Source organism: Pseudomonas sp. KSR10 (assembly GCF_022355455.1).
GTDB lineage: Bacteria > Pseudomonadota > Gammaproteobacteria > Pseudomonadales > Pseudomonadaceae > Stutzerimonas > Stutzerimonas stutzeri_E.
In genome coordinates this window covers 562,273-574,731 of the sequence record NZ_JAKOEN010000019.1, presented here as the reverse complement: position 1 = coordinate 574,731, position 12,459 = coordinate 562,273, and the positions used below count along the sequence as shown (strand labels likewise).

Below are 12,459 nucleotides of genomic sequence, written 5' to 3'. Positions count from 1 at the left end.
TTCTCAGGCGGTTCGTTGGTGTTTTTCGCGCTGTTCCTGGCGCTCTTTCGCTTCAATGCAGAGCGTGGTGGTGGGGCGTAGCAACAGCCGTTTCAGCCCGATGGGCTCGCCGGTTTCGGCGCACCAGCCGTATTCGCCGCGGGCGAGGCTGTCCAGCGAATCATCGATCTTGTCGAGCAGCTTCTTCTCCCGTTCCAGCAAGCGCAGCTGCCATTGGCGCTGCTCTTCGGCGGTGCCGATATCGGACGGATCGCTGCTCGGCTCCTGCTCGCGTAGCGTCTGGAATTCCTCGGCGATACGTGCCTGCAGCTCGGCGCGCTGGCGCAGCAGTAATTCACGAAAAAAAGCTTGCTGGGCCTCGTTCATATAGGCGTCAGCGGGTTGGGCGAGGAGTTCGGCTTCGGTCATGGGTGGCACGTGCAGATGGAAGTTATGCAATAGTTATAACATAACAAATACTAAGGTGTGTCAGCCGAATCTTGAGACCGCCGCTACACTGCATCCCGTCGCGTTGCTATGCATCGGGCGTCAGCGAGGCCTGTAGGATTTATGCGGGTGCCACTGGAGAGAACCATGAGCTTGACGACACTGCTGTTTTTTCTGCCTGCGTGCTTTGTATTGAACATGGCGCCCGGGCCGAACAATTTGCTTTCCATGGCCAATGCGAAGCGCTACGGGGTTCGCGTTGCCTGCTATGCGGGCATCGGTCGGCTCATTGCATTCGCCGGCATGATCACGCTCGCGGCGACAGGGCTCGCGTCGATTCTTTATGCATCGGAGAAGCTGTTCTTTGCCGTCAAGCTGGTAGGCGGCCTTTATCTGCTCTGGCTGGCGTATCAGCTATGGAACGCCGATCCTTCGGATAGCGACAGTGGGCCGGTGGCGCGCAGGGGGCTCTTTGGTCTCGCAAAGCAGGAGTTCCTGCTGGCGGCCGGCAACCCTAAAGCGATATTGATCTTCACCGCGTTCCTGCCTCAGTTCGTCGATCCTTCGGGTGACATGGGCTTTCAGTTCCTCGTGCTCGGCGTTTGCTTTCTGATACTCGAATGGGTGGCCATTGCCGGCTATGCATATTTCGGTAGCGCGCTGAGACACTGGTTTTCCCGCCCGTCCATGCGGCGGGTTTTCAACAGAGGATGTGCGGGGTTGCTTGCTGGTGCGGGAGTTGGACTGCTCTTGGCGCGCAAGGACTGACTCCGCTCCGAGGCGGCGCGCGCCCGCGAGGTGGAAGCCTCCTCCCAATGCCTTACGCCACCTGCCGCTTCCGATAAGCCTCGCCGATCTGCACCAGCACAACCAAGGTCACGATCGGCAGAAGCCCGACGTTAACAGCGGACCAGCCCGCTCCTGCGATAAGCGCGCCAGAGGCGAAGGACATCACGGCCGCCACGCTGCCGTTGCTCAACTCCATCAGGCCCTGCGCCCGGGCCCGCTCTTCCGGCCTGTGGCCCTGGCCCAGTTGGGTGGTACCGGCGACCAGCATGAGGTTCCAGCCGATACCGAGCAGGCAGCTGCTGATCATGAAGTGCCAGTGGCTGAGGCCGAGCAGGGCGACGACTGCACTGGATATCAGCAAACCGCCACCGACGCACGCCACCAGCCGACTGCCCAGTCTGTCTACCAGCGGACCGGCGATGAATGCGGGCAGGAACATCCCGAGCATGTGCGACTGGATTACCTGGCTGCTGGCCTGAATATCCAAGCCTTCAGCGTGCATCGCCAATGGGGTCGCGTTCATGACCAGGATCATCAGACCATGGCCGGCTGCGGTAGTCAGTACGGCAGCTCTGACGGTGGGCCGTGTGAGCAACTCGCGCCATGAGACGGCCGCCGAGGCGACGGGCGAAGCAGTCGTTCCGCTACCAGGCTTCAAGCCAGCCAGGATGACGAATCCAATTGCGGCCAATGCGGCGATCAGCAAGTAGGCGCCGGCGAAGGGCGTCGTGACCAGCCCGCTTGCCGCAGTACCAAGTGCCGCCGCAATCAGGGCGGCAACCACGCCACCGCCGATTACGCAGGCGGTGGCCCGACCCTTGAACGCTTCCGCCACCGATTCCAGGGCGGCAAAGCGGTAATACATGGCCGAGGCCTGATAGGCCCCGATGGGCAGCGCACCGAGGCAGAGCAGGGTGAAGCTGTCGAGCCAGAGCGAAAGTGCGCTCAGCAGACCACCCAGTACGCCGGCCAGCGCGCCGAACAGGAAGCCGACCCTGCTACCACGGTGCTGCATGAGCCCGGCGATGGGTTGCAAGGCGAGCAGGCCGCCCAGCATCAGCAGGGCGAGTGGCAGAGTCGCCAGACCGGCAAAAGGGGCAAGTCGCAGGCCGACGATGGACGTGAGGATGATGCCAATCATCGAGCAGGACCAGTACAGCGCCTGGGCGACGAACAAGCGAAAAATCTGGGCGTTGCTGAATAAGAGGGGCACGGGGTTCGTCCTTTGTCTGGAGATAAGCGGGCACAGCCACGCCTGGCTTGGCGCCGCGTGCGTGAGCAAACATGTGTTCGAAGCGGGTGATGCTCGGCTGGGGTTGCCGATCAGCCGAAACGCTGGAAAAAGTCTCGAGGGCTCACCGACAAATGTTTCTGGAAGGTGCGCCTGAGGTTTTCCGGATGGCCGAAGCCGGTCAGCCGCGACACCGTCGCGATCGATGTTTCCGCGCTCAGCAACAGGCTCCGCGCGGCCTCCAGCCGTACGCGCTCGATATATTGCCCTGGCCCCATGCCCACTTCCTGGCTGAACAGGCGGCACAGGGTGCGCGGGGTCATGTGCGCCTGTTCGGCCAAGGCTTCGATGGAAAGATCGTCACCCAGGTGACCAGGAATCCATTCGAGCAGCGCGGCGAGCCGTGCCACGGCGCCGGTTGGCGTGGCCAGCATGGGGCTGAACTGCGTCTGCCCGCCTGGCCTTCGCAAAAACATCACCAGCCGCTGAGCGACCGAGAGGGCCAAGGCGCGCCCCAGATCGGCCTCGACCAGGGCCAGCGCGAGGTCGATACCCGCGGTGACCCCGGCCGAACTGAACAGGTGGGCGGTCGCCGGATCCTTCGGGTCATAGGTGTGCAGACGGTCGCCTTGTACGTCCACGGCTGAGTACTCGCCGAGCGCCTGCAAGTCGGCCCAGTGGGTGGTCGCCTTGCGCCCATCGAAAAGCCCGGCTTCGGCCAGGACCAAGGCCCCGGAGCACACCGATCCCAGTCGTCGCACATGCGGTTCGGCGCGTCGCAGCCAGTCGAGCAATGGGCGATTGCGCAGCTGCGCTTTCACGCCATTGCCTCCCGGAATCAGCAGCGTGTCCAGCGTGGCCGGATCTATGCTGGACCAATCCATGTCGGCGACCAGCTTCAATCCTGCAGAGGTCGGGAAGGGGCCGGGCTGCTCGCCGATCAGCAGCAATTGGTAATGAGCCGGCAAGCCCTGGCGCTGGCGCTCGACATTGGCCGAGGCGAACACCTGCATCGGGCCGGTGACATCGAGGCTCATCACATCCGGGTAAACCAGGCAGGCGACGGTGCGAGTGGTGTTCATCGCGGCAGCTCTACAGGGAAGGTGCTGGCAGTCTGCGATGGCGGCGTGTATGTCGCAATGACAAGGTTCACACGGATCTTGCCATTGCAATAATTTCAATGGCCTGGATTGTGACGGCGAGCCGGCTCGGCATGCTCTATACGCGGCGCTATTACGTCTCGGTGGGCTGCGCGCGGAGACGGTACTGGCCGGGTGTCATGCCGACCACGGCTTTGAAATCGTGGATGAAGTGGGCCTGGTCGGCGTAGCCGCAGGCCAGTGCCGTCTCCAGTAGCGACTCACCGGCCCGAAGTTCGCGGCGGACCAGCGCCACGCGCTGGATGCGGCTGAACTGTTTCGGCGTCAGCCCGACCTGATGACGGAACAGGCGCTCCAGTTGTCGCTGGCCGAGCGGTACCGCCTGCATCAACTCGTTCAGGCGCGCGCGGCCCTGGCTGTCGGCGATCCGGGTGAGCAGCTGTTGTACCGGCGCTCGTGGGTCCTGCGCATCTTTCAGGCGCGCAAGCAGCTCGCGTTCGACCAATGCCTGCTGGGCGTCCAGATCCAGCTCGGCCAATGCATCGACCAGGCTGCTCAGCCGCAGATCGGGCCAGTCATCGCCATGAAAGCCGGAGAGTTCGTCTAGTCCCACGCGGAAGAAAGCGGTGCCCATCCCGGGACGAAAACGCACGCCCATCAGGTTTACCCGAGCGGCCAACTGCAATCGGCTGCTGGCCAGCTGCGGACCGGCGATCAATGCGGCAGGCAAGTGAGCGACGCCGTTGACGCTCAGCGGCTCGGCGAAGTTGAAGATCACGCCGCTGCCGCCATCCGGATGCAGCAACTGTGCGTCGTAAACGGTTGCGGCATTGTCCTTCAGCCACCAGAAACGCTGCACATACGCGGCCAACGCCGGGCTCGGCGGTCGGGTGATGAAGCCCTGGATGCGTGGCAGGCGCTCGTGCAGTGAGGACATGGCAATCCCGCATTCGAAGATGTCGAAATTCTACAATAGCGCGCCTCCGCGGCTGCGTAGGCTACGCCCATATTCAATCCGAGGAGAAACATCATGCGTATGAACTACCAAGCAGCCGCTCCCGAAGCCGTCAAGGCGATGATCGGGCTGGAAACCTACCTGGCACGCCAGAGCCGCAGCGAAGACGGCGTCGACAAACCATTGATGGAACTGGTGAAGATCCGCGTTTCGCAGATCAACCGCTGCGCCTTTTGCATCGATATGCATACCAAGGATGCCCGCGCCCACGGCGAAACCGAGCAGCGCATCTATGCACTGAGCGCCTGGCGCGAAACGCCCTTCTTCACTGATCGCGAGCGCGCCGCGCTGGCTTGGGCCGAGGCCAATACGCTGTTGCCAAACGGTGTCGAGCAATCCTTGTTCGATGAAGTGCGCCAACACTTCTCCGAAGCGCAGCTGACCAATCTCACACTGGCCATCGCGACCATCAACGCGTGGAATCGATTCGGAGTTTCCTTCGCGCCGGTGCCGGGCAGTTACCAGCCGGCGTAAGCGCGATTCGGTTGACCTCGTGCGACGCCCCTGGCTTGGCTCCCGGGGCGTTCGCCGCTCAAGACTTGAGGTCCTGATTGCTCATGGCGCATAAGCTCTGCGCCTGCCTGGCCAGGGAAAGCGCGCGCAGTTGTGCCATGCATTGGGCCTGGCTAGGGATTCGCGACACACTGAGCACTGCCTTGTCGTCGACGCTGATCAGGTACGCCCGGTTGTAGCGCGGGCCGTCCCCCCAACTGCTGAACCGTTGCTCGCTGAAGGCACAGCGGTACTGCATATGGCCGGAAAAACCTTTGAACCGGTCGCTCCGAAAGATGTGCCGGTATTTTTGCCAGTCGCGTGAGCGCTGGCCCTCACGGACCGCTTCGAGACAGCCTTCCAGCTCGGTAATGTCCGGCTCATGCAGGAATATGGTCTGAGCCAGGGTGGACCCATCCAGCTGCATCGTCGCCACTAGATAGATGCGCTGCTCGTCTGCCTGAGCCGATAACGCCATCAGTAGGCCAAGCGCCAACATCCCTGTTTTGATCATCTGTAGTACTCCGGAGTGAACCCTGCTGTCGAGGGCGGCACCCTAGCCGACGAGCGCGGCCGGAACAAGCGGGTAATGGATCAAACTCGGCCGTTCCAACCCGCGCAGCAAAATCGGTCAGCAGCACGAGCTGACGATGAAATCTTCAGGCCATCCGATCTGCAATCAGGAAATGAAATGTTGCATGCGCTTCCAGCCATGTGTGGTCTTTGCGGTAATTTACACTGCCTTTGGCAACGAAATTCCTCTACATGACCTCCTGATAGCATTCGCTGTCTTATCCATCCTCGTTTCATTCATCTGTTCCATCCTTGAAGCCGCGCTGCTATCGCTTACGCCTAGAGCGAACCCGGGAGGGCTAAGCTCGATTGCCCCTCGCCCGCCCAGGAAGGGTGGGCGAGGGGCTTGATCTACCTTAGCGTTCGACCATCCCCAACCGCATGAAACGCGTCTCGCCGCTGGCGTCCTCCACGCCGTCGTTGTCGGTTACCACGAACAACCGGCCCTGCTTATCGACCGCAGCGCCTTCGACCTTATCCAGCACCCAGCCGCCGGTGCTCTTCAGGTCGGGCAGAAGGTCACGTTCCAGACGTTTGCTCACCACCGGGAAACCCTGGCCTTCCGCGGCGGGCTGCATGCCGCTCAGATCGATGCGGTACAGCCGTTTGACTTCGGCGGCAGGGCCTTGCTGGTTGTCGCGTTCGATAACCAAAAACTGGCCATTGCCGATCGAGGTGAGCTCGGACAATCCGACCCAGCCGCCTTCGACAGCCGGGTCGAGCGGGTAGTGGTAGAAGCCCCATTCGCCGCTGTTCGGATTGAACACGCCGATGCGCACCTTGCCGGCTGGGTCGTTCTTCCATTCGCGCTGGAAGGCGACATACACGCGGGTGCTGGCGCCTTCCCCGACCACCGCAACGCCCTCGAAACCGTTGCTGGTCTGCTGAGCCGCCACGTTCGCCGGCAGCGCATTCTCCTCGAGTACCTCGCCCTTTGCGTTTGTGCGGATCAGCAGGTTCGGCTTGGCTTTGCCGTTGCCTTCGGAAGCCAGCCAGAAATCGCCATTGCTGGCCTGGGCGATGCCTTCCAGATCGTAGTCGACCGTTTTGCCAGCCTTGCGCAATTCGATCTGCCCGTCGATGACGGCGGGCGTCTTGCTCGTATCGATGCTGAAGATGCGCGAGCCTTGTAGTAGCTGTCCGGGACGGCGTAGAGGCGGTCGTTCTGCGTGCGGTCGGCGACCAGGCCGCTCAGTGCGCCCCAGGGGATCAACTGGCTCTCGGTCGAGCGGATCTCCGGATACGAGGCCGTTTTCGCGCCGTACTGGTAGATCGAGATCGTCGAACGATAGCCATCCTCGGCCGAATCCTCTTCGCTACTGACCACCAGCAGATTGCGCGACGGGATCGGCAGAATGCCTTCCGGTCCCATGCCTGCCGGTAGCAGTTGATGCATCACCGGCGCCCATGGGCGTGCGACGTCATACACGGCTACCGCATTGCCGCGCTCGCTGCCCACAAATAGAAGGTCATGCTTGCGGTAGCTCGCCGCGGCGATGCCTTCTGGCTCGATGCCCTTGTTCTCCGAGCGGCTTTCCGGGTAGTGACCGGCACGGATGAAGGCGTGCTCCATCGAGGTGCCGGCTTCGTGCCAGACGCGTCCATTGTAATCAAACAGGGTGAAGCTTCGGCTGCCGCCTTCTTCGCCATTGGCGTCTTCGTAATCACCTTCGTTCGCCGTCGCTATCAGCGGGCCGACCCAGGCGATTGCATCCGGTTCGCGGCGCTTGCCTTTGAGCACGCCGACCGGCTCGATGCGGTCGTTCTCTTTAACGTCGACACCTTCCAGGTCGACCTGGCCCGCGCTGAAATGGCGCATGATGCGGCCGCGACGTAGATCGACCAGCACGATGTGATTGTTTTCCTGCAGCGTGACGGCTGCGACGTCCTGATCGTTGATGCTGACGTATTCGGGCTCCGGATCGCCCGGTGCGACGTCCGCCAGGCCGGTCAGATCGACGTCCCGTGTCCGCCAGCGCGAGGGCTGGCCCTTGAGGTCGACGATGCGCAGAAAGCCGGCCGGCAGTTGTGGAAGCAACCCGTCGTTCAGATCCTCATCCCGCTCGTTTTCGATCGCCACCGCGGCATAACGGCCCTTCGGGCTGATGGCGATGGAGTCCGGTTGACCGCCCATTGGCAGCGTGGCGACACGCTTGGGCTGGGCGGGATTGCGGATGTCGAACACCGCCAGCACACCGTCGGGCTGGGCGAAGCTGAGGGACGTGTTGATGGCGACCAGAGCGAAGTGCTGATGCACGGCGACCGAGGTCGGCTCGCCTTCGAGCTGCACGAAGCCAGCAGGTTTCGGCAATTTCGGGTCGCCAATGTCCACCAGGCCAATCCGCTCGCCAGGACTGTCGGTGTAGATCAGCGTGCGGCCGTCGCGGCTCACAGCGGTGATCTCGGCGACGGTCTGGCGCGCGACGTCCTCATCCGAGCCGAGGTTGCGGTACACCGGAAAGGTCGCGATCCGCTCGAAGTATTCCGCGGCCCGCGAAACGGTGGCCTGCGAGGTCAGCGGCAGCAAGGCCGCTATGAGCGCGGTCGAAAGCGCAGTGCGGGTCAGGCAGGTCGATCTGTTCATGCGGGCCTCGGCGTTCGGTGATTGGGGTTAGCCAAAACACGCTAGGCCGGGTTTGTTACCGGACGGTGACGAGGTTGTGCTTGTTTCGCCTCAATAGGTCAGGGCACACCGAGACGGCAGGAGCGTCCCGCAAATGCCCCGGCCAAAATAGCCAGCGGTGCCATCGGCCGAAGCCGCCTGTCATTCAAACGCAGTACCTCAACCGCGAGGCTTTGGCGCGTCGGCTGCCGCGCCCGGTTGCGCCGCCGCTGCGCCGGCCTCTTCGAAGATGCGGTTCAGTTCGGAGAAGGGGGCTGCGTCTGCAAGCCCGCTAAAGCTGCCTTCTTCAGCGATCGCCCGCGCCGCGCGGATGAAGCTGCCCCACGCCGTTCGCGCGAGGGCAGATCCGACACTGATGCGGCGGACGCCAAGCGCTGCCAGATCCGCTACCGTCATGCCCATATCACCCATCACGATCGCGTTTACCGGTTTCGGCGAAACGGCGTTCACGATCGCGCGAATCTCTTCCGATGTCCGTGGACCGGGAGCGAACAGAACGTCTGCACCCGCCTCCGCATAGGCGGTCAGCCGCCGCAGTACGTCGTCGAGTGGTTCGGGGCGGCCCACCAGATAGCTTTCGGCCCGCGCCGTCAGAAGCACCTGCACGCCCTTTGCATCGATAGCCTCGCGGGCTGCTCTGATGCGCTCGACCGCAAGCGGCAGTTCATACAACTCGCCAGGCTCCCCGGTTGCATCTTCAATGGACAGGCCGGCAACGCCCGTATCGACGCATAGCGAGACATTGGTCGCGACACTATCGGGCTCATGAGCGTAGCCAGACTGAAAATCCGCGTTGATGGGCAGCTCCGTCGCCTCGACGAGGCCGGCGATGTGCTCCAGGACCGTCGTCAGGGGCAACCCCCATACCGTGTCCGGTTGACCCAGTGTGAACTGGAACCCCGCGCTGGTGGTCGCCAGCGCTCGAAAGCCGCAGTGCGCCAGAAAGCGCGCCGAGCCGACATCCCAGGGATTGGGGATGACAAAACAACCTGATTCGTGGAGTTGCGCAAATGTCGCGCGACGGCTCGCGAACCTGTCCATAAAGAGCTCCTTGATATTTTCTTTAGGCGTATGGCTTTAAACGTATGGCACTGGCAGGCGCAGCGTTCGCCTGATCAATCGAGAAGACCCTTCGATGAAAAGCAGGCGCGCAAGCGGCGAATTCTCTCAGGTGTGAATGAGGCGACCGCCCCCGAACGACCAGTTTTCCCAGGTAGTTTCCTTGAAACAGACCATCACGTTTTCGGGGTTCAGCCCCTGCTCGGAGAGCCTGGGCATAAGGTCATCAAGGAGCTTCTTCTTGACCTTTACGCTGCGGCCGGCGGACCACAGAACTTCAATAAGAACGAAGTCAGCGGTCCTTTCCGAGGTGAGATCGGGGTAGCTGGCGTCGAAGCGGAAGTCTTCTTCGGACAGCTCCAATACGCGCTGGAATTTATCGGTCGGTGGCACCCCTGACGAGACCAGCGCAGCGTGGACTGCGTCGAGCACGCCGGATTTGAAGGCGCTGGACTTGGGCTTACGAACGGTGAGCGTGACGAGTGGCATGTGATCTCCCGGTGCGGCTGATCATGACAAGGGCTGCGGCTGACGTGAGCGAAGCGGGGTGAACAGCGCCCGCCCGATGGGAATGGCTAGGTGCTGCTGCTCACGCTGAGCCGCGTACGGACAAATGCATGAGGACGAGTCGTCCGTTCTCAGGGCTTTCGAACAGCTTGTCGCAAGGCGTTTTCTCGGTCCGGCAGCGAGCGACTCGCTTGAATATAGACGCCACTTGCGCGTTGGCTTGAGGAAATGACGAACGACTGTTGTGCAAGGTCGAAGTGCTCATACGCGACCACTGCGCAGTGCCGGTTCGGCAGAATCGCGGACCGATGTCGCTCTGATCAGCGCAAAGATCCATTTGAGCGCGCCGGCAGGCTCGGCACTGTTTCTCGTTCTGAGGCTTTTTTCAGCCCGGAGCCGAGTGGCATGCGACGCACAGCTTGTTGCCTTCGGTGTCCCGAAGGTACGCCCCGTAGTAGTTGGCGTGATATTCGGGCCGCAGCCCCGGCGCGCCTTCGGATATGCCTCCGTTCGCCAGTGCGACGGTAAAGGCTTGATCGACGACGGCTTTGCTGCTGGCCAGAAAGGCAACCATCTGCCCGTTACCGACATCATGCGGCTGTTTGTCGTAGGGCTTGCCGATTACGAATAGCGGCCGGGGTTCCGGATGGGACTGCCAGCCAGCCCAGGGTTTGCCTTTGTCGCAGAAGCGCTCCTGGACGCCTAGCACTGGCATAAAGGCCCGGTAGAAGGCCAATGCGCGATCGAAATCCGAGACGCCAACGAAGATATGGGAGAACAAGCTGAGTACCTCGCGTGAAGCGTTGTAGCCGACGCCAGGGCGTAAGCGAAGAAGCCGGGCGGGCCAAGCCGTAGCCTTGGAGCGTTTTCTACCTTACTCAAACACCGGCCGGAAGAAGCTGCGCTCGTAACTAAGAATGCAGCGCGTTTCTTCGGCGTACCTGAAGGCTGCTTGGCACTCCGGATCGTGCAAGGACTTCTCTCGGTATTCCTCATAGCGCGCGAGACTCGGGAAGGTAAACAGAGCCAGAGCCACGTTATTGGCACCCTCCGATGGCATGAAATAGCCATGGTGGCTACCTCCGAATTTCTCCACCAGAGGAATCCACAGCCTCCCATAGTGCTCAAATTCCTTCGACTTGAACGGATCAATAACGTATCGGAGATAGCAGGTGATCATGTTCTGCCTCGGTCTTGTTTGCTGTCTAGGCTGGACTTAAGCCGCGCCGCGAAGCGGCGTCAGCTTAGACGCCCTGTACTGGTCCTGCATTTATTAGTGGGTGATTAGAACCAAAAGCAAGCCTATTGCGCCTGGCAGCGCCTGCACAAACAGAATTTTTCGGCTGGCTGTAACTGCGCCATAAATACCGGCCACCACGACGCATGCCAAGAAATACAACTTGAAGTCATAGCCAGCCGCTCCTTGTATCAGGCCTACCAGAAGACCCGCCGCAATAAAGCCGTTGTAGAGGCCTTGGTTGGCTGCCAATACCTTTGTATTAGCGGCTTTCTCCCTGGAATTACCGAAGACTTTAAGGCCTATCGGCTTTTCCCAAAGGAACATTTCCAAAACCATGAAATACCCATGGAGCAAGGCGACTAATAAAACTACTAAATCGGCGATCAGTGTCATCTCTATTGCCTGTTTTGCTAATCAAAGTTCGGTTTTTATTTTTTATGGATAGAAACTTTCGATATGTGTTAAGCCATGCTCATCCTTTTGATCTCAATCCATATGTTGTTAGCTCCCGCAATGACCTAACGCCTCGCTTTGACCGATCGCATGGAGTGGAAAAACGCCGGTGCTGGGCTGTCCGACCAAGCCAGCCAGTGAACGAGCCTCATAGCCGAGCGACCGCAAGCCTTACAAGCTTCAAAATGTTCTCTATGTCATCAGCATTGCTGTACCGCAATTCAATCCATGGTGAGCTAGGCGACCTGTTGGGGTGATGAACAGAGCCGGGCGGGTGTGACAAGCCAAGCGCCTGGATGACTTTCTTGGTAAGCCTCAGGTCCAGCTCATTCTCGTCATGGAAGTGCGCAAACTCCCTCCCGTGAAAAAAAATCGCTGAGCCGCCTGATACCGGGGATGGCCTGTCTTCGACGCCGTCTATATTTCGCAGTCCTGCAATTAACGCTGCCTTCAATGCGACCATGGGGCTCTGGTTCCTTTGGGCCCAACGTGAACGGACTGACGCTCGGGTTGATCCTCAGCGCCTAGCGCTTGAATCTAGCTGCGACACGAAGCGACGTCGATATGAATGAACGGTCCGGGCGGTAACTTGCTCCACAACCAGGCAAACGCAAGCCCGTACAGAAGCCACTGCAGCACCATTGCCGCCACTACCAGCGCTGCCGTTGGGGCCTGCCCGCCAAACGCACCGAGTGCAAAAAGCATGGTTGGCAAGTTCGCAGCCGATGCGAGATTCGTAGGCAGCGGGTGGCTGAGCACCCAATCGGCCGCTGGTGAATTTTCGCCAAGGACAAGCCAGCTAAGGAGCAAGCCAAGCGATGCTATCGCGACGCTGTGGACGATGAGTCTCGGCATCTATTCCTCGGAGCCTTGCGTTCGGTTGAGGGGAGGGTTTTAGCCCGGTCTCGGTGATATGCGTTTTATGCCGGGACGACATAAGTGCTTTTGCGC

General features: G+C 60.9%; 14 protein-coding genes. 2 read left to right on the top strand and 12 right to left on the bottom strand.

The annotated features are described in order from the left end of the window. Positions 1 to 3: 3 nt before the first annotated feature. A complete protein-coding gene (gene dksA / locus MCB86_RS11580; protein WP_239611028.1) occupies positions 4 to 408 on the bottom strand; it encodes an RNA polymerase-binding protein DksA in 405 nt (134 codons plus the stop codon). A 165-nt stretch (positions 409 to 573) separates the two neighbouring features. On the opposite strand from dksA, the gene MCB86_RS11575 reads away from it, so the two are divergent. Next, positions 574 to 1,194 (top strand): LysE family translocator, encoded by a 621-nt coding sequence (locus MCB86_RS11575; RefSeq protein WP_239611584.1) that lies wholly within the window; start codon positions 574 to 576, stop codon positions 1,192 to 1,194. 52 nt (positions 1,195 to 1,246) lie between these two features. Here MCB86_RS11575 and MCB86_RS11570 read toward each other — a convergent pair whose 3' ends face one another. The 3 genes from MCB86_RS11570 to MCB86_RS11560 all read right to left on the bottom strand — a co-directional run bounded on the left by MCB86_RS11570 (position 1,247) and on the right by MCB86_RS11560 (position 4,483). Beyond that, on the bottom strand, positions 1,247 to 2,428 hold the full coding sequence (locus MCB86_RS11570) for an MFS transporter (protein ID WP_239611026.1): 1,182 nt from the start codon (positions 2,426 to 2,428) through the stop codon (positions 1,247 to 1,249). Positions 2,429 to 2,538: 110 nt separating this feature from the next. Next, positions 2,539 to 3,528, bottom strand: a complete 990-nt coding sequence (locus MCB86_RS11565) for a helix-turn-helix domain-containing protein (RefSeq protein ID WP_239611023.1) — start codon at positions 3,526 to 3,528, stop codon at positions 2,539 to 2,541. Between the two features lie 151 nt (positions 3,529 to 3,679). After that, positions 3,680 to 4,483 carry a helix-turn-helix transcriptional regulator gene (locus MCB86_RS11560; RefSeq protein WP_239611020.1) on the bottom strand — a complete coding sequence of 268 codons (804 nt, stop codon included), beginning with the start codon at positions 4,481 to 4,483 and terminating at the stop codon, positions 3,680 to 3,682. A 93-nt stretch (positions 4,484 to 4,576) separates the two neighbouring features. Here MCB86_RS11560 and MCB86_RS11555 point away from each other — a divergent pair, with 93 nt between their 5' ends. Beyond that, positions 4,577 to 5,035 carry a carboxymuconolactone decarboxylase family protein gene (locus tag MCB86_RS11555; protein WP_045160805.1) on the top strand — a complete coding sequence of 153 codons (459 nt, stop codon included), beginning with the start codon at positions 4,577 to 4,579 and terminating at the stop codon, positions 5,033 to 5,035. Positions 5,036 to 5,093: 58 nt separating this feature from the next. On the opposite strand, the gene MCB86_RS11550 is transcribed toward MCB86_RS11555, so the two are convergent. From MCB86_RS11550 to MCB86_RS11515, 8 genes are all read right to left on the bottom strand, one after another. After that, the gene (locus tag MCB86_RS11550) at positions 5,094 to 5,552 is read right to left on the bottom strand and encodes a hypothetical protein (RefSeq protein ID WP_045161091.1); all 459 of its coding nucleotides are present in this window, start codon (positions 5,550 to 5,552) and stop codon (positions 5,094 to 5,096) included. 430 nt (positions 5,553 to 5,982) lie between these two features. Beyond that, on the bottom strand, positions 5,983 to 6,690 hold the full coding sequence (locus MCB86_RS11545) for an esterase-like activity of phytase family protein (RefSeq protein WP_239611018.1): 708 nt from the start codon (positions 6,688 to 6,690) through the stop codon (positions 5,983 to 5,985). Continuing rightward, on the bottom strand, positions 6,576 to 8,210 hold the full coding sequence (locus MCB86_RS11540) for a hypothetical protein (RefSeq protein ID WP_239611015.1): 1,635 nt from the start codon (positions 8,208 to 8,210) through the stop codon (positions 6,576 to 6,578). Before MCB86_RS11540 ends, MCB86_RS11545 begins: the two co-directional genes overlap by 115 nt. A 198-nt stretch (positions 8,211 to 8,408) precedes the next feature. Further along, positions 8,409 to 9,290 (bottom strand): isocitrate lyase/phosphoenolpyruvate mutase family protein, encoded by an 882-nt coding sequence (locus tag MCB86_RS11535; protein WP_045160808.1) that lies wholly within the window; start codon positions 9,288 to 9,290, stop codon positions 8,409 to 8,411. A gap of 126 nt (positions 9,291 to 9,416) precedes the next feature. Further along, positions 9,417 to 9,797, bottom strand: coding sequence for a tautomerase family protein (locus MCB86_RS11530; protein ID WP_239611013.1), 381 nt, complete (start codon positions 9,795 to 9,797; stop codon positions 9,417 to 9,419). 403 nt (positions 9,798 to 10,200) lie between these two features. Then, positions 10,201 to 10,596 (bottom strand): VOC family protein, encoded by a 396-nt coding sequence (locus MCB86_RS11525; protein WP_239611010.1) that lies wholly within the window; start codon positions 10,594 to 10,596, stop codon positions 10,201 to 10,203. Positions 10,597 to 10,689: 93 nt separating this feature from the next. Continuing rightward, positions 10,690 to 10,995 carry an NIPSNAP family protein gene (locus MCB86_RS11520; RefSeq protein WP_045160811.1) on the bottom strand — a complete coding sequence of 102 codons (306 nt, stop codon included), beginning with the start codon at positions 10,993 to 10,995 and terminating at the stop codon, positions 10,690 to 10,692. Between the two features lie 93 nt (positions 10,996 to 11,088). Further along, positions 11,089 to 11,448, bottom strand: coding sequence for a DUF1304 domain-containing protein (locus tag MCB86_RS11515; RefSeq protein ID WP_045160812.1), 360 nt, complete (start codon positions 11,446 to 11,448; stop codon positions 11,089 to 11,091). Between the last annotated feature and the right edge of the window lie 1,011 nt (positions 11,449 to 12,459).

What these genes read in the sequence shown, in the direction of transcription:
- dksA (WP_239611028.1), bottom strand. Translation starts at nt 408, where the DNA reads ATGACCGAAGCCGAACTCCTCGCCCAACCCGCTGACGCCTATATGAAC.
- MCB86_RS11575 (WP_239611584.1), top strand. Translation starts at nt 574, where the DNA reads ATGAGCTTGACGACACTGCTGTTTTTTCTGCCTGCGTGCTTTGTATTG.
- MCB86_RS11560 (WP_239611020.1), bottom strand. Translation starts at nt 4,483, where the DNA reads ATGTCCTCACTGCACGAGCGCCTGCCACGCATCCAGGGCTTCATCACC.
- MCB86_RS11530 (WP_239611013.1), bottom strand. Translation starts at nt 9,797, where the DNA reads ATGCCACTCGTCACGCTCACCGTTCGTAAGCCCAAGTCCAGCGCCTTC.
- MCB86_RS11555 (WP_045160805.1), top strand. Translation starts at nt 4,577, where the DNA reads ATGCGTATGAACTACCAAGCAGCCGCTCCCGAAGCCGTCAAGGCGATG.
- MCB86_RS11550 (WP_045161091.1), bottom strand. Translation starts at nt 5,552, where the DNA reads ATGTTGGCGCTTGGCCTACTGATGGCGTTATCGGCTCAGGCAGACGAG.
- MCB86_RS11540 (WP_239611015.1), bottom strand. Translation starts at nt 8,210, where the DNA reads ATGAACAGATCGACCTGCCTGACCCGCACTGCGCTTTCGACCGCGCTC.
- MCB86_RS11515 (WP_045160812.1), bottom strand. Translation starts at nt 11,448, where the DNA reads ATGACACTGATCGCCGATTTAGTAGTTTTATTAGTCGCCTTGCTCCAT.
- MCB86_RS11520 (WP_045160811.1), bottom strand. Translation starts at nt 10,995, where the DNA reads ATGATCACCTGCTATCTCCGATACGTTATTGATCCGTTCAAGTCGAAG.
- MCB86_RS11535 (WP_045160808.1), bottom strand. Translation starts at nt 9,290, where the DNA reads ATGGACAGGTTCGCGAGCCGTCGCGCGACATTTGCGCAACTCCACGAA.
- MCB86_RS11565 (WP_239611023.1), bottom strand. Translation starts at nt 3,528, where the DNA reads ATGAACACCACTCGCACCGTCGCCTGCCTGGTTTACCCGGATGTGATG.